This is a genomic window from Streptomyces sp. AN091965, from assembly GCF_022698285.1.
In the GTDB taxonomy this organism is placed as follows: domain Bacteria; phylum Actinomycetota; class Actinomycetes; order Streptomycetales; family Streptomycetaceae; genus Streptomyces.
Genome location: NZ_JALDMY010000001.1, coordinates 4,941,919 through 4,964,345 on the forward strand (window position 1 = coordinate 4,941,919; position 22,427 = coordinate 4,964,345).

A 22,427-nucleotide genomic window follows, 5' to 3' on the forward strand; every position below is an offset into this window, starting at 1 on the left:
GTTGGACGGACGCAGGGAGGAAGCCCGCGCATCGGCGACGGGCGCGCCGCGGGTGGAGCCGACGGGCACGCCCTGGGTGGAGGCGCCGCCGGGCACGCCCCTGGTGGAGTACCGCATAGAGGATCTCGCCCACCACAGCGGAGCCACCGTGCGCACCATCCGGGCCTATCAGGACCGCGGTCTGCTCCCCCGGCCCGAGCGGCGCGGGCGGTCCAATGTGTACGGCGACGCCCATCTGGCGCGGCTGCGGCAGATCGCCGACCTGCTCGACCGGGGCTACACCCTGGCCTCCATCAAGGAGCTGCTCGAGGCCTGGGACGCGGGCCGGGGCCTCGGCGGTGTGCTCGGCCTGGTCGCCGAGGTCGACGGGCCGTGGACGGACGAGAAGGCCGACCGGATCACCCGGGCGGAGCTGGAGGCGGCCTTCGGCGGCACTCCGGACGCCGCCGCGGTCGCGGACGCCGTGGCGCTCGGCGTACTGGAGCCGCTGCCGGACACCGATGACGAGTTCCTGGTGCCGAGCCCTCAAGAGCTTGCGGTAGCGGCGGAGTTGCACGCGGCGGGTGTTCCGCTGTCGGCGATCTCGGGCCATTTGCGGGAGTTGCGGGGTCAGGTCGAGCACATAGCGGCGCGTTTCCTGGAGTTCACCAATGAGCACGTCTTCGCGCGGTATCTGGGAAACCATCCGCCGAGCGAGGCGGACGCGGCGGAGGCGGCCTCTCTCATCCGCAGGCTGAGGCCGCTCGCGCAGAAGTCGGTCGACGCGGAACTGGCCCGTGCCATGCGCCTGTTCGCCACCCGGAACCTCCGCCGCCACCTGGCCGCCGAGGAGCCTCCGCGACAGCCTGCCGAGCCGCAGTACGTGGCACTGCCCGCCAGCACAATGGACGCGGTCCAGGCGTTGGTTGGGCAGGAGAACGTGGCGGCCTTCATCACGGCGGCCGCCGAACGCGAGCTCCATGGACGGACATTGGACGCACTCGCGGCAAGTAGGGTTGATTCCGGCATAGTTGACCAAAAGACGCCTTCCGCCTGAGAGTTGTCCACAGAATTTCCAAGTCACCTGTGGATAACTGCACTTGTCTGTGGATCAAACATGGAAAGCCGAATTCCACGATGAAAAGTCGATGGCAGAAAACCGAGTGCGTGGAGAACGGTGGACCGCGACGCTGAAGAGATGAAAGAACGACAAGCCCCGGAAGGCCGACCTCCGGACGCCCGGGCCGCCGCGGAGGCGCCGCCGGGCGGCGAGCACACCGTAAAAGAGCCGCCGGACTGCCCGGGCCCGCGCGCGGCAAAGGCCCCTGTTGACGACCAGCACACCGCAGAAGCGCCTGCGAATGGCCAGCGCACCGCGGAGGCGCCCCCGGACAACCCCCGCGCCGCAACAGCCGCTCCCCACGGGCCGGTCACCGCAAAAGCCCCTCTGGACGACCAGCACGCCGCAGAGGCACCTCTGGACAGCCCCCGCACCGCAAACGCGCCTTCCGATGACCAGCGCACCGCAAAGGCCCGTCCCGACGGCCCGCGCAGCGCAAAGGCCCCTCCCGACAGCCAGCGCAGCGCAAAGGCCCCTCCCGACAGCCAGCGCACCGTAAAGGTGTCGAAATACCTGTCGAAGCACCTGCGCCATCAGCCCGAGCGCATCGGGATCACGCTCGACGACGGTGGCTGGGTGGACATCGGCACGTTGATCGCGGCCGCCGCCGCCCATGGGTTCCGCTTCACCCGGGCCGAGCTCGACCACGTGGTGGCCGCCAGCGACAAGCAGCGGTTCACGGTCGACGGCGACCGGATCCGCGCCAACCAGGGCCACTCCGTCGCCGTGGACCTCCAGCTGCCCCCGGCCGCCCCGCCCCCGCGGCTCTTCCACGGCACCGTGGCCCGCCATCTGCCCGCGATCCGCGCCGAGGGCCTGCGGCCGATGACCCGGCACGCGGTGCACCTCTCGCCCGACCGCGGGACGGCGACGCGCGTGGGCGCGCGGCGCGGCCGGCCCGTCGTCCTGACCGTCGACTCCGGCGCGATGCACCGCGACGGCCACGTCTTTTGTGTCAGCGCCAACGGCGTCTGGCTCACCGCCGCTGTGCCCGCCCGCTATCTGCGCTTTCCCGCGCCGGACTGACCCGGCAAGATCGATGGGTATGGAGCATCTGCACAGCACCGAGGCCGCCGTGAGGGCACTGCGGGAGATAGCCCGCGAGTACGGCCTGGAGATCGAGGTCGGCCATGACATAGGCGCCGACCGGACCTCCCGCCGCACCGCGGCCGGTGTCGCCGTGACGACCGACGCGGACGGCTCGCTGCCGCACGAGGCGTTCGTGGAGTTCGGCGGGTCCCCGCGGGTGTCCGTGCGGCTCTTTCCGGACGACGACGCCCTGATAGACGTCGACGGCGTCGAGTGCCACGACGTGCCGCGCGACCACGTGCCGCCCTTCCTGCGGTCCGTCTTCGGCGGCCTCGCGTACGTCAAGGGGCGGCGCTTCCCGCCCGGCTACTGGCTGGTCGTGCCGCTGCCCGGGGACGCGACGTACAAGGAGCTCATCCCCATGATCTCGCTCACTCCCTGGCTCAGCGGAAAGGTCCGCTGAAGCCCCGGGCACGGAGCGAAGTGCCTGGCAGAGGCCGTGGCCGGGCCCGCGCAGGCGTCCGGCGGGCGGGGCGGGGCCTGCCGGGGGCCGCCGTAGGCTCGATCACATGAGTCTGCGTCTGAGCACCGTGATCCTGCCCGTGACCCGCTGGCACGAGGGCGGCAGGGAGCGCTGGCAGCGCGCCGAGGAGCTGGGCTTCCACACCGCGTACACCTACGACCACCTGTCCTGGCGGACCTTTCGCGACGGCCCGTGGTTCGGCGCGGTGCCCACGCTGACCGCCGCCGCGGCCGCCACCGAGCGCATCCGCCTCGGCACGCTCGTGACCTCGCCCAACTTCCGGCACCCGGTCACGCTCGCCAAGGAACTGATCACGCTGGACGACGTGTCGAACGGACGGATCACCCTCGGCATCGGCGCGGGCGGCAACGGCTTCGACGCCACCGCGCTGCGCCGCGCCGACGAGGAGCCCTGGACACCCCGTGAACGCGCGGACCACTTCGGAGAGTTCCTGCCGCTGCTCGACCGGCTGCTCACCGAGGACGCCGTGACCTACGAGGGCGAGCACTACGCGGCGCACGAGGCACGGAACATCCCGGGCTGCGTGCAGCGCCCCCGGCTGCCGTTCGCGGTGGCCGCGACGGGGCCGCGCGGCCTGAAGCTCGCCGCCCGGTACGGCCAGGCGTGGGTGACCACCGGCGACCCGAAGATCTTCGCCACCGGCACCCCCGAGGAGTCCCTGGAGGCCATCCGCGGCCAGGTCGACCGCCTCGGCGCCGCCTGCGAGCAGACCGGCCGCGACCCCGGCGAGCTGGACAAGATCCTGCTCACCGGCTTCACGCCGGACCGGCCGCTGGAGTCCTTCGACGCCTTCGTGGAGTTCGCGGGCAAGCACGCCGCGCTCGGCTTCGACGAGATCGTGCTGCACTGGCCGCTGCCGGGCACGGACTTCGCCGCGGACCAGAAGGTCTTCGAGCGCATCGCGACGGAGGCACTGGCACAGCTGTAGCCGACGACGGCGGGGGACGGGGGCTCGTCCGCCGTAGCCCGGGGTACGGGCGGGGCGTGCGGGGGCGTGTCGTACTCACATGTGCGCCCCGCCACACACCCGTGCGCGCATATGCGGGACAATCAGCTACGTGACCTCAGCTACCGCCCGGCCCCGGACCCCGGCCCCCTCCGTCCCGCCCCGGCTGATCGCCACGGACCTGGACGGCACGCTGCTGCGCGACGACAAGTCCGTGTCCGAGCGCACGGTCGCCGCGCTCGCCGCCGCCGAGACCGCGGGGATCGAGGTCTTCTTCGTGACCGGGCGCCCGGCGCGCTGGATGAACGTGGTCGCCGACCACGTCCACGGCCACGGCCTGGCGATCTGCGCCAACGGCGCGGCGGTCGTCGATCTGCACGGTGGCCCCGGCGCGCACCGCTTCACCAAGGTGCGGGGCCTGACCCCGCAGAACGCCCTGGAGGTCGTCGAGCTGCTCCGCGCCGCCGCCCCCGGCACGTCCTTCGCCGTCGACCGGACCGGCGGGGTGCACCACGAGCCGCAGTACCCGCCGCTGCGCATGGACCCCGCGGGCAGCGTGGCACCCGCCGAGAAGCTCCTCGTGGCGGACGCCGCCTGCGCGGACGAGCCCATCCTCAAGCTGCTCGCCCACCACCCCGAGATGGCGCCGGACGACTTCCTGGCCCTCGCACGCGAGGCCGCGGGCGAGCGCGCCGAGATCACCCGCTCCAGCCCGACCGCCCTCCTGGAGATCAGCGCCCCCGGCGTCACCAAGGCGGGCACCCTCGCGCTGTGCTGCGCCGAGCGCGGCATCTCCCCCGACGAAGTCGTGGCCTTCGGAGACATGCCGAACGACGTGGAGATGCTCTCCTGGGCCGGAGTGTCGTACGCGATGGGCAACGCCCACCCCGACGTGATCGCCGCCGCGTCGGGCCGTACGGTCGCCAACAACGAGGACGGCGTGGCCGTCGTCATCGAACGCATCCTGGCGGACCGCCTCTCCGTAGAGGCCGGTTGACCGGGCTGGTTCCGTTGACCGGGCTGGTTCCGTTGACCGGGCCGGTTCCCCCCAGAGAGACCGATCTACCTCTAGGGACGGTCAACTCATGGGGGCGGTCACTCCGTAGAGGTCGATTCCAGGCTCACCCCGCGCTCGGCCAGCCACTTCACCGGGTCCACTCCCGAGCCCAGGTCCGGCGTGAGGCGGGTTTCGAAGTGCAGGTGCGGGCCGGTCGAATTGCCGGTCGTGCCTGCCTGTCCGACCCACTGCCCGGCGCGGACCGCGTCCCCCTGGTCGACGGTCACGGCCGCCAGATGCGCGTACTGCGTGTAGTAGCCGTCCGGGTGGCGCACCACGACCTCGATGCCGAAGCCCCCGCCGCAGGCGACCCGCACCACCCGCCCCGCGCCCACCGCCCGCACCGGGGCGCCGATGTCGACGGCGAAGTCCTGGCCCGTGTGCCGCCGCGCCCACCGCTCGCCCGCGCTGTCGAAGCCCGCGGACAGCTCGTACGTCTCCACGGGCGTCATCCACGCGCGCGTGGTGGCCGTTTCCGGCTGCTCCAGGCGGACGGCGCCCCGGCACTGACCGGCAGCGACGGACGCGTCGGCCTCTCCCTGGAGGGTCCAGCGCGCCGACTCCAGCTTCGTTTCGATGTCCCGCTTGAGGCGCGCGAGGCGTGCTGTGCGCCGGTCGAGGACGCCGCGCGCCCGCTCCGCCGACCGCCTGGCGGTGGTGAGCCGGGCGGCGGCCCGCTGGGTCTTGGCGACGGCGTTGGTGACGGCGAGGTCCGCCTGGCCCAGGGCGCGCCTGCCGCGCAGCAGTTCGTCGGGGCTGTCCGCGAGGAGCAGTCGCGCGGTGAGCGGCAGATCGCCGCCGGCGCGGTACTGGGCGCTGGCCATCCGGCCGAGGTCCTCGTGCAGGACGGCGACCTGGTAGCGCTCCTCGGCGAGCAGCCGGTCGAGCTTCTTGACGCGGCCGCGCTGCACGTCGGCGGCGCGCCGCTCCCCCTCGTAGCGCTCGGTGGCCTTCGCCGCGTCCTCGTAGAGGCGGGCCACCTCGGCGCTGGTGCCCGACCCGCCGTGGCCGTCGGTGGCGCCGGGCCCGTCGGTCCCGTCGGCGGCCGCGGGCGGCGGCGCGCCCAGGGCGAGGAGCGCGCACAGCAGGACCGGCACGGCGACCAGGCGCCGCGGGCGGCGGGTGTGGAGACGGCTCAGGCGGCTCGGGCAGGCACACATGACTCGGATCGTTGCCCCCACGCGCGCGTGGGGCCCGGCGGACTCGTACGCGCGGGGGACCGGGTGACCCGTACGGCGCACCCCCGTACCGCCGATCAGCGGCCGCCCATACGCGCCTGAGCGCCGCACGGCCGTCGGGGCGCACGGCCGTCGGGGCGCACGGCCGTCGGGGCGCACGGCCTTCGGGCGTGCACGCCGAGCGCCGGACACCGTGGGGGCTTACGCGTCTGATCCCGCCCCACAGCGGCCGACCGCGGGCCCGGCTTCAGTGCGGCGCCTGCCACACCACCGTCGTGCCGCCCCCGTCCTCGCCGATGCCCGGCCCGTACCAGCTGGAGCCGCCCAGGGACTCGGCCCGCCGCTTGAGGTTCTTCAGGCCGCTGCGGCGGCCGCCCTCGGTGATGCCCACGCCGTCGTCGGCCACCGTCAGGCGCACGCCCTGGCGGCCGTCGGGCAGCACGTGGGTGGCGTCGACGACGACGTCGATGCGGTCGGCGCCCGCGTGCCGGAACGCGTTCGACAGGGCCTCGCGCAGGGCCGCGATGAGGTTCTTGCCGGTGAGTTCGCCGACGACCGTGTCGACGGGCCCCAGGAAGCGGTGCGAGGGCTTGAAGCCGAGCGGCACGGCCGCCATGTTGATCTCGCGCAGGACCCGGGTCCGCAGCCCCGAGGGCGCCTCGGCGGGCCCCTGCTGGAGCGCGAAGATCGCGGTGCGGATCTCCTGGATGGTCACGTCCAGCTCGTCGACGGCCTTGCCGACACCTCTGACCACCTCGGGCACCACGGACCTGCGCTGGGCGCTCTCCAGCATCATCCCGGTGGCGAAGAGCCGCTGGATGACCAGGTCGTGCAGGTCACGGGCGATGCGGTCGCGGTCCTCGTACACCGCGAGCCGCTCCCGGTCGCGCTGCGCCTCGGCCATCATCAGGGCGAGCGCGGCCTGCGAGGCGAACTGGGTGGCGAGCGTCCGCTCCACCTCGGTGAACGGCCGTCCCCCACGCGCGCGTGGGGTGACGAGGGTCCCCAGGACCCGGCCGTCGCTCTGGAGGGGCAGCATCATCACGGGCCCGTACCCGCGCGCGAGGTCCGTCATGATGCGCGGGTCGGTGGCCGCGTCGTCGATGAACACCGCCTGCCCGTCGAGGAGGTCGGCGATGATGCGGCTCTCCGGAGGGACGGTGACGCCGAGCGCCCCGTTGGGCTCGTCCGAGGAGACGGCGACGATCTCCATGCCGCCCTCGTCGTCCGGGAGCAGCACGATCCCTGCCGCCGAGTCCGCGAGGCGCCGGGCCTGCTCGGCGACGACCGCGAGGGCGTCCTCCGCGTCGGAGCCCGAGAGCAGCGCCGTGGTGACCGCCACGGAGCCGTCGATCCACCGCTCGCGCTGCTTGGCGGCCTCGTACAGGCGGGCGTTGCCGATCGCGATGCCCGCCTCCGTGGCGAGCACCCGCACCATGTGCATGTCGTAGTCGTTGAACTCGGCGGCCTCCCCGGGGGCCGTCCCGGTGCGCTTCTCCGTGAGGTACAGGTTCCCGAAGATCTCGCCCTGGACGCGGATCGGCACCCCCAGGAAGGTGCGCATCGGCGGGTGGTGGGCGGGGAAGCCGCAGGAGCGCGGGTCGGTGGAGAGGTCGGCGAGGCACAGCGTCTCGGGCTGGTGGATGAGCGCGCCCAGCAGCCCGCGGTGGCCGTCGGGCAGGTGGCCGATGCGCTCGGCGGTGGCCTCGTCGATGCCGAAGGAGACGAAGTCCGCGAGCCCCTCGCCGTCCTCGGCCACGACGCCGATCGCGGCGTAGCGGGCGTTCGTCAGCTGGGCCGCGGTCTCACAGATGCGGTTCAGGGTGGTGTGCAGCTCCAGGCCCGCGCCGACGGACCGCATCGCCTCCAGGAGCTGCGGTACGCGCGCGGTGAGCTCCGTGGAGAGCCCCTGAAGACTGCGGCTGGCCCGCGCGGCGGCTTCGGCCGGGTCGGGCGGGTCGGTGGGGCCGGAGGGACTAGTGGGGCTGGTGGGGCCGGACGGATCAGCGAGTCCGGGCGGGCCCGACGCCCCAGGCGGGCCGAGGGCGCCCGATACGTCGGCAGCGCCCCTGGACGGCCCTGTCCCGCCCCCGGCCGCGCCTGCCGGGGCCGACGTGCCTTCGGAAGGCGGCGGCGCGGCGGAGGCCGGGGGGACGGACATGCCTTGAGCGTAGTTAGTCCGTTTTGCCGTGGCACGCCGAGGCGGGGCCTCCATCGGCCGCCGCGCCGCCCCCGGCCACGGCCCGGAACCCGACCCCGGACCTGGGCTCGGCCCCCGCCCCAGGCTCGACCTCACCCCCTGGCCCGGCCCCATGGCGTCAGCCGACCGCGTGCGTCAGCAGGTCCGCCGCCGCCTCGCGCTCCCGCATCCGCCGCAGCGGTCCGTCAACGGCCACCAGCTCCTCGTACGCGCCACGCTGCACGACGTGACCGGCCTCCAGGACGATCACCTCGTCAACTTTGTCCAGTCCGGCGAGACGGTGGGTGATGAGCAGCGTCGTCCGCCCCTCGGTGGCCGCGAGCAGATCGGCGGTGAGGGCGTCGGCCGTCGGCAGGTCGAGGTGTTCGGCGGGCTCGTCGAGGACGAGGACGGGGAAGTCCGCTAGGAGCGCGCGGGCCAGCGCGAGCCGCTGTCGCTGTCCTCCGGAGAGGCGGGCCCCGTGTTCGCCGACGAGCGTGTCCAGGCCGTCGGGCAGGGACCGCACCCAGCCGTCGAGCCGGGCGCGCGCCAGGGCCCCGTACAGCTCGTCGTCGCTCGCGTCCTTGCGGGCGAGCAGCAGGTTCTCGCGCACGGAGCTGTCGAAGACGTGCGCGTCCTGCGCGCACAGGCCGACCAGGCGCCGCACGTCGTCACCGTCGAGCCGGGAGGTGTCGGTGTCACCGAGGGCGTACGTCCCCTCGTACGCGCCGAGGAAACGCAGCAGGACGTGGGCGAGCGTGGTCTTGCCGGATCCGGAGGGGCCGACGACGGCGACGCGGCGGCCGCGTTCGAGGACCAGGGACACGCCCGCGAGCGCGTCCCGCTCCTGCCCCTCGTAGCGGACCCGCAGCCCGTCGAGGCGCAGCGGGAAGGGCGAGCGCGGCGCCCGGGGCTCCTCGGTCCCGGGCGCGGCCGGGGACGCCGGGCGAGGGCTCGGCAGCGGGTCGGGCGCGTCCAGGACCTCGTGGACCCGCTCGGCGCTCTTCTTGACGCGCTGGCGGTACTGCACGGCCAGCGGCAGCCCCATCACGGCCTCGAACGCGGCGAGCGGCGTCAGGACGACCACGGCGAGCGCGATGCCGCCGAGCCGTCCGTCGTGCACGCCCTGGACTCCGACGACCGCCGCGGCGGCCACGGTGAGGCCCGTCGCGAGCGCGCCGAGTCCGTCGCCGAGCGCGGTGGCGCTCGCGGTCCGGGACGCGATCCGGGTCAGCTCGGCGTCGGCGTCCCGGACGTGCGCGGTACGGCGCCGCAGCGCGCCTGCGACCGTCAACTCGGCCGTCCCCGTGAGCAGATCCGCCACGCGGGTGGCGAGCACCCCGCGCGCGGGGGCCAGCTTCCGCTCCGCGCGACGGGCCACGGCCCCGCTGACCAGCGGCACCCCGACCCCGGCGACCAGCAGGCCGACGGCGAGCACCGCGCCCGCCTCCGGCAGCAGCCAGGCGGTGAAGCCGACCGCGCCGACACTCACGACCGCGGCGGCGCCGGCGGGCAGCAGCCAGCGCAGCCAGTAGTCCTGGAGCGCGTCCACGTCGGCGACGAGCCGGGACAGCAGATCACCGCGGCGCGTACCGCGCAGACCCGCGGGGGCGAGGCGTTCGAGGCGCCGGAACACGGTGACCCGCATGTCGGCCAGCATCCGCAGCACCGCGTCGTGCGACACCAGGCGCTCGGCGTAGCGGAAGCAGGCCCGCCCGATGCCGAAGGCGCGGGTCGCCGTGACGGCGATCATCAGGTACATCACGGGCGGCTGCTCCGAGGCCCGCGAGATCAGCCACCCGGAGGTGGCCATGAGGCCCACGGCGCTGCCCAGCGCGAGGCTGCCGAGCAGCAGGGCGAGGCTCAGCCGCCCCCTGCGGGGCCGCGCCACGGCCCGCACGCGCGCGAGGACACCGCCCTTCGGACGGGACTCCTCCCACGCCTCCGCATCCCGAGCTGCCGACTCCCGCGCGTCCGAAGCCCAGGCTTCCGCATCCCGCGCTCCCGGCTCCCACGCATCCGAACCCCACGCGTCCGGCTCCCGCGCACCCGACTCCGACTCACCCGACTCCCGCGCACCCGACCGCTCCCCGGACACCGCACTGCCCTCGCCGAGAGCGACAGCGTGCTCCCCGCTGTGGCACACCGGGCCGGTAGACGCCCCAGGCGAGCACAACGGCCCCCGCGAGCCCGCCGTTTCGGAGGTCCCCACCCGGACCACCCGGTCCGCGACGGCCAGCAGCGCGGGCCGGTGCACGACCAGCACCACGGTCCGCCCCATGGCCAGCCGCCGGACGGCCTCGACGACCCCTGCCTCGGTCGCCCCGTCCAGGGCGGCGGTCGGTTCGTCGAGCAGCACCACGGGCCGGTCCGCGAGGAACGCCCGTGCCAGGGCGACCCGCTGCCGCTGCCCGGCGGAAAGTCCGGCCCCGTCCTCGCCGAGGGCGGTCTCCGCCCCCAGCGGCAGGGCGTCCACGAACTCCAGCGCCCCGGCCGCGCGCAGGGCGTCCCGCACGGCCGCGTCCTCCGCGTCCGGCCGCGCGAGCCGTACGTTGTCGGCGATGGACCCCGCGAAGAGGTGCGGCCGCTGCGGCACCCACGCCACCTGCTCCCGCCACCGCTCCAGGGACACGTCCGCCAGGTCCGCGTCGCCGACGCGCACCCGCCCCGCGGTGGGCTCGACGAAACCGAGCAGTGCGTTCAGGAGGGTCGACTTGCCGGAGCCGCTGGGCCCGACCAGGGCGACGGTCTCCCCGCGCCCGACGGTGAACGAGACCCCGCTGACGGCGTCCGCCGCCCGGCCCGGGTAGCGGACGGCCAGGCCCTCCACGCGCAGCGGGCCCGCGGGCACCGGCGCGCTCCCTCCGGCCGGAACAGGGGTCTCCAGGACCTCGAAGATCTCCTCCGCCGCGGCGAGCCCCTCCGCCGCCGCGTGGTACCGCGCGCCGACCTGCCGCAGCGGCAAGTACGCCTCGGGCGCGAGGATCAGGATGACCAGGCCGTCGTACAGCGCCATGTCACCGTGCACGAGCCGCATGCCGATGGTGACCGCCACCAGGGCCACGGAGATGGTGGCGAGCAGTTCCAGGGCGAACGACGACAGGAACGCGATGCGCAGCGTCCGCATGGTCGCCCGCCGGTACTCCCCGGTGATCTTGCGGATGGCCTCGGCCTGCGCCTTGGCACGGCCGAACACCTTGAGGGTCGGCAGGCCCGCCACCACATCGAGGAAGTGGCCTGAAAGGCGTGAGAGGAGCCGCCACTGGCGGTCCATCCGGGCCTGGGTCGCCCAGCCGATCAGGATCATGAAGACCGGGATCAGCGGCAGCGTGCCGGTGATGATCGCCGCCGACACCCAGTCCTCGGTGACGACGCGTGCGAGCACCGCCACCGGGACCACCACCGCGAGGCCCAGCTGCGGCAGATAGCGCGAGAAGTAGTCGTCGAGCGCGTCCACGCCCCGGGTGGCCAGGTTGATCAGCGAGCCTGTCCGCTGCCCCGTCAGCCACCCGGGCCCCAGCGCCCCGGCCCGCTCGACAAGACGCCTCCGCAGCTCCGACTTGACCGCCGCGCTGGCCCGGTGCGCGGCGAGTTCGGTCAGCCAGGCCACGATCCCCCGGCCCACCGCGACCGCCGTGAGCAGCAGGATCGGGGTGTGCAGCGCACCGACCGAGAGCCCGCGCTGGAAGGAGCCCACCACGATCTCGGCGATGAGCATCGCCTGGGCCACCACGAGCCCCGCCCCGGCGAGGCCGAGCACCACCACCGCGGCCAGGAAGAAGCGAGTGGCACGGGCGTACCGGAGCAGGCGCGGGTCGATTGGTTTCACGTGAAACACACCCTCCCAAGGACCGGGGAAGCAGGGCCAGTTGCCGCGGCGGACGCGGTCATGGGCTCAGTGGGCGCCGCCGACCGGAAGGTCGGGAGCGATGTGCTGCGTACCGATGCGCTTGCGGAACACCCAGTACGTCCACGACTGGTAGAGCAGCACGACGGGCGTCGCGATGCCCGCGCACCAGGTCATGATCTTCAGGGTGTAGGGCGTCGACGAGGCGTTGGTGACCGTGAGGCTCCAGTCCTCGTTCAGCGACGACGGCATGACGTTCGGGAAGAGGGTCAGGAAGAGCATCGCGACGGCGGCGACGATCGTGACGCCGGACAGGGCGAATGACCAGCCTTCCCGCCCGAGTTGGATCGCTCCGATGGCGGCCACGAGGGCCACGACGGCGACGATCATCGCGGCCAGGCTCTTGCCGTCACCGTTGTCCAGCTGGGTCCAGATGAGGAAGCCGAGCGCGAGCGCCGCCGTGACGAGTCCGAGCACGACCGCGAGCTTGCGGGCCCGCATCCGGATGTCGCCCACCGTCTTGAGCGCGGTGAACACCGTGCCGTGGAAGGTGAAGAGCGTCAGCGTGACCAGGCCGCCGAGGATCGCGTACGGGTTCAGCAGGTCCCAGACGTTGCCCACGTACTCCTTCTGCGCGTCGATCTTCACGCCGCGCACGATGTTGCCGAAGGCCACGCCCCACAGGAACGCCGGGAGCAGCGAGGTCCAGAAGATCGCGTGCTCCCAGTTGGTCTGCCAGCGCTCCTCGGGGCGCTTCGCCCGGTACTCGAAGGCGACACCGCGCACGATCAGGCAGAGCAGGATCAGCAGCAGCGGCAGATAGAAGCCGGAGAAGAGCGTCGCGTACCACTCGGGGAAGGCGGCGAAGGTCGCGCCGCCCGCCGAGAGCAGCCACACCTCGTTGCCGTCCCAGACCGGGCCGATGGTGTTGATGAGCACCCGCTTCTCGGTCCGGTCACGGGCGAGCAGCTTGGTGAGGACCCCGACCCCGAAGTCGAAGCCTTCGAGGAAGAAGTAGCCGATCCACAGGACGGCGATCAGGACGAACCAGACGTCGTGCAGTTCCATGTGCGCCCAGCTCCTTAGTACGAGAAGGCCATGGGCCGGTCGGCGTCGGCGTCGGCGTCCGTGCCGGTGCCGCCATCGGGCGGGCCGCCGATCTTGGTGGGCGGGTTGAGGTCGGCGTCGGTGAGCTCGGGCGGGCCCTTGCGCACGTACTTGAGCAGCAGCTTGACCTCGACCACGGCGAGGATCGCGTAGATCAGCGTGAAGACGATCAGCGAGGTGAGCACCTCACCCTGCGAGACGCCGGGGGAGACCGCGTCCTCGGTCTTCAGGACGCCGTAGACGACCCAGGGCTGCCGGCCCGTCTCGGTGAAGATCCAGCCCCAGGCGGTGCCGATGAGCGGGAAGATCAGCGTCCACTGCGACAGGCGCCACCACCAGATGCCGAGCTTCGGCGCCAGCTCCTTGTTCTTGGTGAGCATCAGCTTCGGCACGTCCTCGTCGCCCGTGCGGTGCTCCGGGGCGAGCCAGACCTTCCGCCTGGTGAGCCAGAGTCCTGCGGTGCACAGGGCCATGGAGACCCCGCCGAAGCCGATCATCCAGCGGTAGGACCAGTAGGCGGTGGGGATGTTGGGCCGGTAGTCACCGGGGCCGAACTTGTCCTGCGCTTCCTTGTTGAGGTCGTTGATGCCGGGGATCTCCGCGCTGAAGTTGTTCTTGGCGAGGAAGGAGAGGACCCCGGGGATCTCTATGGCGACGTCGTTGTGACCCTTGGCCACGTCTCCGTAGGCGAACAGCGAGAACGGCGCGGGCTTCTCCGACTCCCACAGGGCCTCGGCGGCCGACATCTTCATCGGCTGCTGCTCGTACATGACCTTGCCGAGGGTGTCGGCGCTGATGACGGTGAGCAGGGTGCCGACGAACGCGGTGACCAGGCCGAGCCGCAGCGACATCCGCATCGTGCGGACGTGCCGCTTCTTGCGCAGGTGGAAGATGGCGATGCCGGTCATGAAGGCGCCGCCGACCAGGATGGTCGCCGCGATGACGTGGAAGAAGTTGACGAGCGTTGTCTCCTGGAACAGCACCTTGGCGAAGTCGGTGAGCTCGGCGCGCTTCTTGCCGTCGCGCTCGGTGATCTTGTAGCCCACCGGGTGCTGCATAAAGGCGTTCGCGGCGATGATGAAGTACGCCGAGAGGACCGTGCCGATCGACACCATCCAGATCGTCGCGCAGTGCAGCTTCTTCGGGAGCTTGTCCCAGCCGAAGATCCACAGGCCGATGAAGGTCGACTCGAAGAAGAAGGCGATCAGGGCCTCGAAGGCGAGCGGAGCGCCGAAGACGTCCCCGACGAACCGTGAGTAGTCGGACCAGTTCATGCCGAACTGGAACTCCTGCACGATGCCGGTGACGACACCCATCGCGATGTTGATCAGGAACAGCTTGCCCCAGAACTTGGTCGCTCTGAGGTAGTGCTCCTTGCCCGTCCGCACCCAGGCCGTCTCAAGGATCGCCGTGAGGGCGGCCAGGGAGATCGTCAGGGGGACGAAGAGGAAGTGGTAGACGGTGGTGATGCCGAACTGCCATCGCGCCAGGGTTTCCGGCGCCAGTGCCAGGTCCACGTCGACTTCTCCTTACATGCCGTCGCCATAGCGGCAGTTTGCCCCTTATGTCATAGACAACTACGGAGCAAGTGGGACACGCTTGTGAACGCGTTCACATTCACAAGCATTATGTCGTACTGGCTGTCGAGGCTTGAAAGGGGGGTCCCGTTACCGCAAGGAACGGGGTAGACGACGCGCTCACGGGTGGGGCCGCTCGGCCCTGCCACAGCGATCAGCAGGGGCCTCATGGCGGCCGTTCGGCCCTGTCGCGACCCTCGCGAGGATGCGTGACCCAGAGGGGCACTCCTGCTGTGACCTGGAGAAATACCGCTTCGCGAGCACCTGCGAGGCTCTCGACCGCAACAAGAAAGCCCCGCGCGGACACGAGGGTCCACGCGGGGCTTCAGGGCCGGACCGAGCAGATCCGGCCGGATGCCTAGAGCTCCTTGCGGAACTCCTCCGCCACCTTCAGGAAGATGTCGTTGGCCTCCACCTCACCGATCGTGACGCGGACGCCCTCACCGGGGAACGGCCGCACGGTGACGCCCGCCTGCTCGCACACCCCGGCGAAGTCCACGGTCCGGTCACCGGTCCGCAGCCACACGAAGTTCGCCTGGGTGTCGGGCACGGTCCAGCCCTGCGTCCGCAGCCCCTCCAGGACCCGCGTGCGCTCGTCCACCAGCACGCCGACCCGGCCGAGCAGTTCGTCCTCGGCCCGCAGCGAGGCCACCGCCGCGTCCTGGGCGAGCTGGCTGACGCCGAAGGGCACCGCCGTCTTGCGCAGCGCGGCCGCCACCGGCTCGTGCGCGATCGCGAAGCCGACGCGCAGGCCGGCGAGGCCGTACGCCTTGGAGAAGGTCCGCAGGACACAGACGTTCGGCCGGTCGCGGTAGAGCTCGATGCCGTCCGGGACCTCCGGATCCCTGACGAACTCACGGTAGGCCTCGTCGAGCACCACCAGGATGTCGCTCGGCACCCGGTCGAGGAAGCGCTCGAGCTCGGCCTTGCGGACCGCGGTGCCGGTCGGGTTGTTGGGGTTGCAGACGAAGATCAGGCGCGTGCGGTCGGTGATGGCCGCCGCCATCGCGTCGAGGTCGTGCACCTCCCCGGAGGTCAGCGGCACCCGCACCGACGTGGCCCCGCTGATCTGCGTGATGATCGGGTACGCCTCGAAGGACCGCCAGGCGTAGATGACCTCGTCGCCCGGGCCCGACGTCGCCTGGATCAGCTGCTGGGCGACGCCGACGGAGCCGGTGCCCGTCGCGACGTGCGCCACGGGCACCCCGAACCGGTCGGCCAGCTCGCTCATCAGCCCCGTGCAGGCCATGTCCGGGTACCGGTTGAAGGCCCGCACGGTCTCCATCGCGGTCTCAAGGACGCCCGGCAGCGGCGGGTAGGGGTTCTCGTTCGAGGACAGCTTGTACGCCTGCCGGCCCTCGGCCGCGGCGGGCTTGCCCGGCTTGTAGGTGGGAATACCCTCCAACTCGGCGCGCAGCCTCGGGCTCGTCTCGCTCACCGCGGTCCTCCTCGTGATCATCCGGCCTTCAATGATTCTCACCTTATGAGGATTCGCGGCCGCTGCGAATGCCCTGGCGGCCCCAATCAGCACGTATGCCGTCCCGGCGGCCCGCCTCACGGGCATCCGGGGCCCCTCCGGCCCGGGCCGGGGGCGCGGCCCGGCTCACGCCCGCCGCGCGCGATCTCAGGGGGCGCTCCCTACGGAAGCGCGCGCCGGTGGCTCACTCCGTGGCGCGCATCACCCGTGAAGGTGAGTTGAGACCTCTTCGAGACCTCGCTCATTTGGCAGGCCCCCGCGCGACGACAAGGGGACGATGCTGGACGACACGCCCAACTCCCTTGCAATCTAAGGTCATTGAGGGAAAATCACCATGCAGAATCGTGCCTGTCAACGGGTGAATATGCGCCCGCACTACCCACCCCCATGAGCCCTACTATCGGCTCGCCATGACAGCAGCAGGGAAGCACCAGGTGAGCCGCGCGGAGACCGCCCGCCGGGGCAACCGGCAGAGCCGAGCCGGCATCAGAGACGTCGCCGCCGCAGCCGGTGTCTCCATCACGACGGTCTCCGACGCGCTCAACGGCAAAGGGCGACTGCCCGATGCCACTCGACGCCATGTCCGCGAGGTCGCCGACCGCCTGGGCTATCGCCCGTCGGCGGCCGCCCGAACACTCCGTACCGGCAAGTCGGGCCTCATCGGCCTGACCGTGACGACGTACGGGGATGAACCTTTCACCTTCACCGAGTTCGCGTACTTCGCGGAGATGGCGAGAGCCGCCACATCCGCAGCCCTCGCCCGGGGCTACGCCCTGGTCATCCTGCCCGCGACCTCGCGCCGCAGCCCCGTCGACGTCTGGTCGAACGTGGCGCTCGACGGCACCGTCGTCGTCGACCCCTCCGATCACGACCCCGTGGTCAGCGAGCTGGTCCGGCAGGGCCTGCCGGTGGTCTCCGACGGCCGCCCGGCCGGCTCCCTGCCGGTCACGGCCTGGGTCGACAACGACCACGAGGCCGCGGTCCTGGAGATCCTCGAACACCTCGCCGCGGCCGGTGCCCGCCGCATCGGCCTGCTCACCGGCACCACCACGGACACGTACACCCATCTGTCCACCACCGCCTATCTGCGCTGGTGCGAGCGCGTCGGCCAGGACCCGGTGTACGAGTCCTACCCCGCGCACGACCCGTGCGCGGGCGCCGTCGCCGCCGACCGGCTGCTCGCCCGGCCCGACCGGCCCGACGCCGTCTACGGCCTGTTCGACCCGAACGGCACCGACCTGCTCGCCGCGGCCCGCCGCTACGGCCTGCGCGTCCCGGACGACCTGCTGCTCGTGTGCTGCAGCGAGTCGACCGTGTACGCCACCACCGAGCCGCCCATCACCACGCTCTCGCTGAAGCCGCGCCGCATCGGCACCGCCGTGGTCCAGCTGCTCATCGACGCCATCGAGGGCCTGGACACCGGCCGTCCCGTCGAGCAGGTGATACCGACCGAGCTGATCGTGCGCACCTCGTCCGAGCGACGCCCCCCGCGCACAACCGTCAGCCCGCCCCGCGCCCCCGGCCACGGCTGACTCCCCGCGCTCCCGACCGCCCGACCAGGGGCCCGGGGTCATCACCCCGGGCCCGTGGCCTGCGGGGAAACCTCGGGCCAATTCGGGAGAAAACCGTGGTGAACTGGCTCTCCCCATCGATTCACCACCCCTGGTGCACCACACAGCGACAGCCGCATTCCTATGATGGGCGGACGACACCGCGGGCCGCTGCGACCAGGCAGTCCGATCACGGTGCAGATGCGGCGCAATGGTGGTGGAGGGGTCGATGACTCAGGGGGCCGGTCAGGGACCCGAGGTGCGGACGGCGACGCTGCGCGACTTCCGCGTTCCCGCGTACGTGTACGAGGGCGTCCGCGAGACCGGCACCCAGGCTGCCGAACGCGGCGACCAGGCCGCCGAACAGGAGCAGTCCGCTCCGGCACCCGTCGCCGGCCAGGGCCCCGGCCCCGCCCAGGGGCAGTTCCACCCCGGACACGCCCCGCACGCCCCTGAGGCCCCCTCCGGGGCGCCGGGCGCCGTCCCGCCGCGGGTCCCCGTCCAGCCGGGCCCCGGGCGCCACGCGCAGGCCCCCGAACCCCAGGCGCACCCGGTGACCCCGCACGCCCCCGAAGCCCAGGGGCACCCCGTCGCCGCGCCCGGCCCCGACCACCTGGGACGCCCCATGGCCGCGCAGGCCCCCGCGGCCCCGCCGGAGGCCATGTCCGTCCCGGGCCACCCCGGCGCCGCGGGCGACCTGCCCGACGGCTACACCCCCACCGAGCGCGACCTCCCCGTCATCAACCGCGGGGACACCGTGCAGGTCGAGGTGCGCGAGATGCCCGAGCCGCCGCCCGCGCCCAGCTCGGACGAGCTCGGCCCGCTCTACGTCGTGGGCGACGTCCACGGCTATCTGGACGAGCTGGTCGGGGCGCTCCAGGCGGAGGGGCTCATCGACGCCGACCTCACCTGGTGCGCGGGCAACACCCGGCTGTGGTTCCTCGGTGACTTCACCGACCGCGGGCCCGACGGCATCGGCGTCATCGACCTCGTGATGCGCCTGTCCGCCGAGGCCGCCGCCGCGGGCGGCTACTGCAAGGCGCTCATGGGCAACCACGAGCTGCTGCTCATCGGCGCCAAGCGCTTCGGCGACACCCCGGTCAACTCCGGCGCGGGCACCGCCACGTTCCAGGCCGCCTGGCTCCTGAACGGCGGGCAGAAGACCGACATGGAGCGCCTGGAGGACCACCACCTGCAGTGGATGGCCCGCCTCGACGCCATCGAGGAGGCGGACGGGCATCTGCTCGTGCACTCCGACACCACCGCGTACCTCGACTACGGCGACTCGATCGAAGAGGTCAACGACACCATTCGCGAGGCGCTCACGCGCAACGACGCGGACGAATACTGGGACCTGTTCCGCAAGTTCACCAAGCGCTTCGCCTTCCGCGACGACTCCGGCCCGGCCGCCGTACGCGAACTCCTCGACGTCTACGGCGGCAGCCGCATCGTCCACGGCCACAGCCCCATCCCGTACCTCCTGGGCGAGGTCGGCTCCGAGTACGACGGGGACGACGACGGCCGCCCGGTGATCGAAGGCCCGCACGTCTACGCCGACGGCCTGGCCATCGCCATGGACGGCGGAGTGACCATGGCCGGAAAGCTACTGGTCTGCCAGTTGCCGCTGGCTAACTGAGCGTTCACCGGGCAAGGGCACGAGTAAGCACGTCGTTACAGGATCTCGCTGGCCAGCGGGCCAATTCTGGAAACCCCCTGTCACCGCGTGCCGTCACGGCTCTACCATCGCTCTATCCGTAGCAGGCTCCCCTCCGTTTCTGCCCGACGGCTCGTGATCCTGCGAGCCCCAAGCCCTACGGAGCATCGGGGGATGCACATGAACAGCGCTCCACACCTGCTCAATGAGGACCGCCCCGAGTACGCGCGGATCCTCGATGAGGCGCTGCGCACCGCACCGAACCGCCCGGAGCTGGCCGCGGTGGGCCAGCGACTCAACCCCGAGCAGCTGCGCACGATGGCTCTCAACGCCACCGCACTGATCACGGCCGCGGCAGCGACCGAATACCGCCAATATGTGAAGGTCCGTGAGGATCTGCGGAACTCCGGACGCTCCACGTCCCGATCGATCCGTGAAGGGAGCGGCTCCAGCTCCACCCCGGCCGAATCCAGTTCCGGCGGCGTGGGCCTCGCCACGATGGGCGAGGTCACCGACACCGCCGGTGCCGGAGCGGTCGCCGTGATCGCGGTTCTCGCACCGGTCCTCGCCGGGGCGGCCGCCGCGATCTTCCTTCTCGTCGGCTACATCCTGAAGATGCTCAACCCCGAGCCCGCCTTCGCGGACACCCTGCTCACCGCCGGGTGGCTGTTCGGCGCGCTCACCGCGGGCGCCATTCTGGTCGCCGCGGTCGGCCTGCTCCTGACCGCCCTGCGCAACGGCTCCACCTCCCTCCAGGCAGGCTCGCACGACGAGCGGAACGCGGAGGTGGAACGGGCCAGGGAAGCCTGGAGCCGGGCACTCCTGGAGCGCGGCATCCTGCCGTTCCTGCGGGAGGCACTCGCGGACCCGGGCGCACCGCCCGCACCCCGGCCGCCGTCGGCGGGACCGACCGGGCGCATGCCGCAACTCGGCTATCACAGGCCGGGATTCAGCAGCCCCGAGAGCGGTTCCACCACGGGCACCCGGCCGAGCTACTCCAGCCCGGACTTCTCCAGCCCGGACTACGGCGGTCCCGAGCACCGGCCCGATTGACCCGACGGACGTCATCCGGTCGCCGACAGGCGACGGGAGCGGCCCGGTCGCCACCCGGCGACGGGGCCACTCCGGACGGGCACCGGTCCGCGCGGGGCCGACGCGCCGGGCCCCCGCCCCGGCGCGCCAAGAGGCCGCTCCGCCCTGCCCGTACGCGGTACGGACACCGCCGTGCGGCCACCGGCCCGGTCGGTCGGCTCAGTCGGCGATGGGCAGATAGACCCGGTTTCCCGCCGCCGCGAACTCCGCGGACTTCTCCGCCATCCCCTGCTCGATCTCGGCCTGCGAGCCCCCGTGCTCCCTGCGGATGTCCTGGGAGATCTTCATCGAGCAGAACTTCGGCCCGCACATCGAGCAGAAGTGCGCCGTCTTCGCGGGCTCCGCGGGCAGCGTCTCGTCGTGGAACTCACGGGCCGTCACCGGATCGAGGGCCAGGTTGAACTGGTCCTCCCAGCGGAATTCGAAGCGCGCGTCCGACAGCGCGTCGTCCCAGTCCTGCGCGCCCGGGTGCCCCTTGGCGAGGTCCGCCGCGTGCGCCGCGATCTTGTACGTGATGACGCCGGTCTTCACGTCGTCGCGGTTGGGCAGGCCGAGGTGCTCCTTCGGCGTGACGTAGCAGAGCATCGCCGTGCCCCACCAGCCGATCATCGCGGCGCCGATGCCGGAGGTGATGTGGTCGTACGCGGGCGCGATGTCGGTGGTCAGCGGGCCGAGCGTGTAGAACGGCGCCTCCTCGCAGATCTCCTGCTGGAGGTCGATGTTCTCCTTGATCTTGTGCATCGGGACGTGGCCCGGGCCCTCGATCATCGTCTGCACGTCGTGCGCCTTGGCGATCTTGTTCAGCTCGCCCAGGGTCTCCAGCTCGGCGAACTGGGCGCGGTCGTTGGCGTCCGCGATGGAGCCGGGCCTGAGACCGTCCCCGAGCGAGTACGTGACGTCGTACGCCGCGAGGATCTCGCAGAGCTCCTCGAAGTGCTCGTAGAGGAAGCTCTCCTTGTGGTGCGCAAGGCACCAGGCCGCCATGATCGAGCCGCCGCGCGAGACGATGCCCGTCTTGCGGTTCGCGGTGAGCGGGACGTACGGCAGGCGGACGCCCGCGTGCACCGTCATGTAGTCCACGCCCTGCTCGGCCTGCTCGATGACCGTGTCCTTGTAGATGTCCCAGGTCAGCTCCTCGGCCTTGCCGTCGACCTTCTCCAGGGCCTGGTAGAGCGGCACGGTGCCGATGGGCACGGGGGAGTTGCGCAGGACCCACTCGCGGGTCGTGTGGATGTTGCGGCCGGTGGACAGGTCCATGACCGTGTCGGCGCCCCACTGGGTCGCCCACGTCATCTTGTCGACCTCCTCCTCGATGGAGGAGGTGACCGCGGAGTTGCCGATGTTGGCGTTGACCTTCACCAGGAACCGCTTGCCGATGATCATCGGCTCGATCTCCGGGTGGTTCACGTTCGCCGGCAGGACCGCGCGGCCCGCCGCGATCTCGTCGCGAACGACCTCGGGCGCCATGCTCTCCCGGATGGCCACGTACTCCATCTCCGGCGTGATCTCCCCGCGGCGCGCGTACGCGAGCTGCGTCACCGCCTGCCCGGCGCGGGCGCGGCGCGGCTGGCGCGGGCGGCCGGGGAAGACCGCGTCGAGGTTGCGCAGGCCGCCGCGGGGCGAGGTGTGCTTGATGCCGTCGTCCTCGGGGCGGACCGGGCGGCCCGCGTACTCCTCGGTGTCGCCGCGGCCGATGATCCAGTTCTCCCGCAGGGGGGTGAGCCCCCGGCGCACGTCGGTGTCGATCTCCGGGTCCGTGTACGGACCCGAGGTGTCGTACAGGGCCACGGCCTTGCCGTTGGTGAGGTGCACCTGGCGGACCGGCACGCGCAGATCGGGGCGTGAGCCCTCGATGTACGCCTTGTGCCAGCCGGTGGACTTCCCGACCTCCGAAGCGTTCTGCCCGCTGGGAGCGGTCTGTCCGCTGTCGGGCTGCATGGAGGCAGGCGTGCGTGTGTCCGATGTGGTCATGAGACCTACTCCCTACGCCGGCATTACCCGGTAACAGGTTCGGCGGTCGACGCAGCGGCTTCCGTACGGTTCGATTCCCGTTCGTACGGAGGTCAGCGCCCTCTCAGCCCGGTGCTCCGA

The 22,427-nt window shown here is 72.1% G+C and carries 13 protein-coding genes and 2 pseudogenes; 8 read left to right on the top strand and 7 right to left on the bottom strand.

The annotated features are described in order from the left end of the window. Positions 1-76: 76 nt before the first annotated feature. The 5 genes and pseudogenes from MQV74_RS20870 to MQV74_RS20890 all read left to right on the top strand — a co-directional run bounded on the left by MQV74_RS20870 (position 77) and on the right by MQV74_RS20890 (position 4,615). Positions 77-1,036 (top strand): MerR family transcriptional regulator, encoded by a 960-nt coding sequence (locus tag MQV74_RS20870; RefSeq protein WP_374120788.1) that lies wholly within the window; start codon positions 77-79, stop codon positions 1,034-1,036. 549 nt (positions 1,037-1,585) lie between these two features. After that, a pseudogene (locus MQV74_RS20875) lies at positions 1,586-2,125 on the top strand (RNA 2'-phosphotransferase); the annotation flags it as partial. A gap of 19 nt (positions 2,126-2,144) precedes the next feature. Further along, positions 2,145-2,591, top strand: a complete 447-nt coding sequence (locus tag MQV74_RS20880; RefSeq protein WP_242719842.1) for a hypothetical protein — start codon at positions 2,145-2,147, stop codon at positions 2,589-2,591. Between the two features lie 106 nt (positions 2,592-2,697). Beyond that, positions 2,698-3,600 (top strand): LLM class flavin-dependent oxidoreductase, encoded by a 903-nt coding sequence (locus MQV74_RS20885; protein ID WP_242719844.1) that lies wholly within the window; start codon positions 2,698-2,700, stop codon positions 3,598-3,600. A gap of 130 nt (positions 3,601-3,730) precedes the next feature. Beyond that, the gene (locus tag MQV74_RS20890; RefSeq protein WP_242719846.1) at positions 3,731-4,615 is read left to right on the top strand and encodes a Cof-type HAD-IIB family hydrolase; all 885 of its coding nucleotides are present in this window, start codon (positions 3,731-3,733) and stop codon (positions 4,613-4,615) included. 98 nt (positions 4,616-4,713) lie between these two features. Here the strand turns inward: MQV74_RS20890 and MQV74_RS20895 are convergent, their stop codons facing one another. The 6 genes and pseudogenes from MQV74_RS20895 to hisC form a co-directional block, all read right to left on the bottom strand. Further along, entirely contained in the window at positions 4,714-5,835 is a 1,122-nt protein-coding gene (locus MQV74_RS20895) for a M23 family metallopeptidase (RefSeq protein WP_242719848.1), read from the bottom strand. A gap of 265 nt (positions 5,836-6,100) precedes the next feature. Next, positions 6,101-7,813: pseudogene (locus tag MQV74_RS20900) on the bottom strand (GAF domain-containing sensor histidine kinase); the annotation flags it as partial. A 358-nt stretch (positions 7,814-8,171) separates the two neighbouring features. Beyond that, on the bottom strand, positions 8,172-11,861 hold the full coding sequence (cydD, locus tag MQV74_RS20905) for a thiol reductant ABC exporter subunit CydD (RefSeq protein ID WP_242719852.1): 3,690 nt from the start codon (positions 11,859-11,861) through the stop codon (positions 8,172-8,174). Between the two features lie 66 nt (positions 11,862-11,927). Beyond that, the gene (gene cydB / locus MQV74_RS20910; protein WP_242719854.1) at positions 11,928-12,947 is read right to left on the bottom strand and encodes a cytochrome d ubiquinol oxidase subunit II; all 1,020 of its coding nucleotides are present in this window, start codon (positions 12,945-12,947) and stop codon (positions 11,928-11,930) included. Positions 12,948-12,961: 14 nt separating this feature from the next. Continuing rightward, positions 12,962-14,503, bottom strand: a complete 1,542-nt coding sequence (locus MQV74_RS20915; RefSeq protein ID WP_242719856.1) for a cytochrome ubiquinol oxidase subunit I — start codon at positions 14,501-14,503, stop codon at positions 12,962-12,964. A gap of 418 nt (positions 14,504-14,921) precedes the next feature. Continuing rightward, positions 14,922-16,001 (bottom strand): histidinol-phosphate transaminase, encoded by a 1,080-nt coding sequence (gene hisC, locus MQV74_RS20920; RefSeq protein ID WP_242719858.1) that lies wholly within the window; start codon positions 15,999-16,001, stop codon positions 14,922-14,924. A 449-nt stretch (positions 16,002-16,450) separates the two neighbouring features. Here hisC and MQV74_RS20925 point away from each other — a divergent pair, with 449 nt between their 5' ends. From MQV74_RS20925 to MQV74_RS20935, 3 genes are all read left to right on the top strand, one after another. Then, positions 16,451-17,572 carry a LacI family DNA-binding transcriptional regulator gene (locus MQV74_RS20925; RefSeq protein WP_030677002.1) on the top strand — a complete coding sequence of 374 codons (1,122 nt, stop codon included), beginning with the start codon at positions 16,451-16,453 and terminating at the stop codon, positions 17,570-17,572. A gap of 232 nt (positions 17,573-17,804) precedes the next feature. Continuing rightward, positions 17,805-19,226 (top strand): metallophosphoesterase, encoded by a 1,422-nt coding sequence (locus MQV74_RS20930; RefSeq protein WP_242728944.1) that lies wholly within the window; start codon positions 17,805-17,807, stop codon positions 19,224-19,226. Between the two features lie 192 nt (positions 19,227-19,418). Further along, on the top strand, positions 19,419-20,297 hold the full coding sequence (locus MQV74_RS20935) for a hypothetical protein (RefSeq protein WP_242719860.1): 879 nt from the start codon (positions 19,419-19,421) through the stop codon (positions 20,295-20,297). Between the two features lie 198 nt (positions 20,298-20,495). Here the strand turns inward: MQV74_RS20935 and thiC are convergent, their stop codons facing one another. After that, positions 20,496-22,307 carry a phosphomethylpyrimidine synthase ThiC gene (gene thiC, locus MQV74_RS20940; RefSeq protein WP_278194190.1) on the bottom strand — a complete coding sequence of 604 codons (1,812 nt, stop codon included), beginning with the start codon at positions 22,305-22,307 and terminating at the stop codon, positions 20,496-20,498. Between the last annotated feature and the right edge of the window lie 120 nt (positions 22,308-22,427).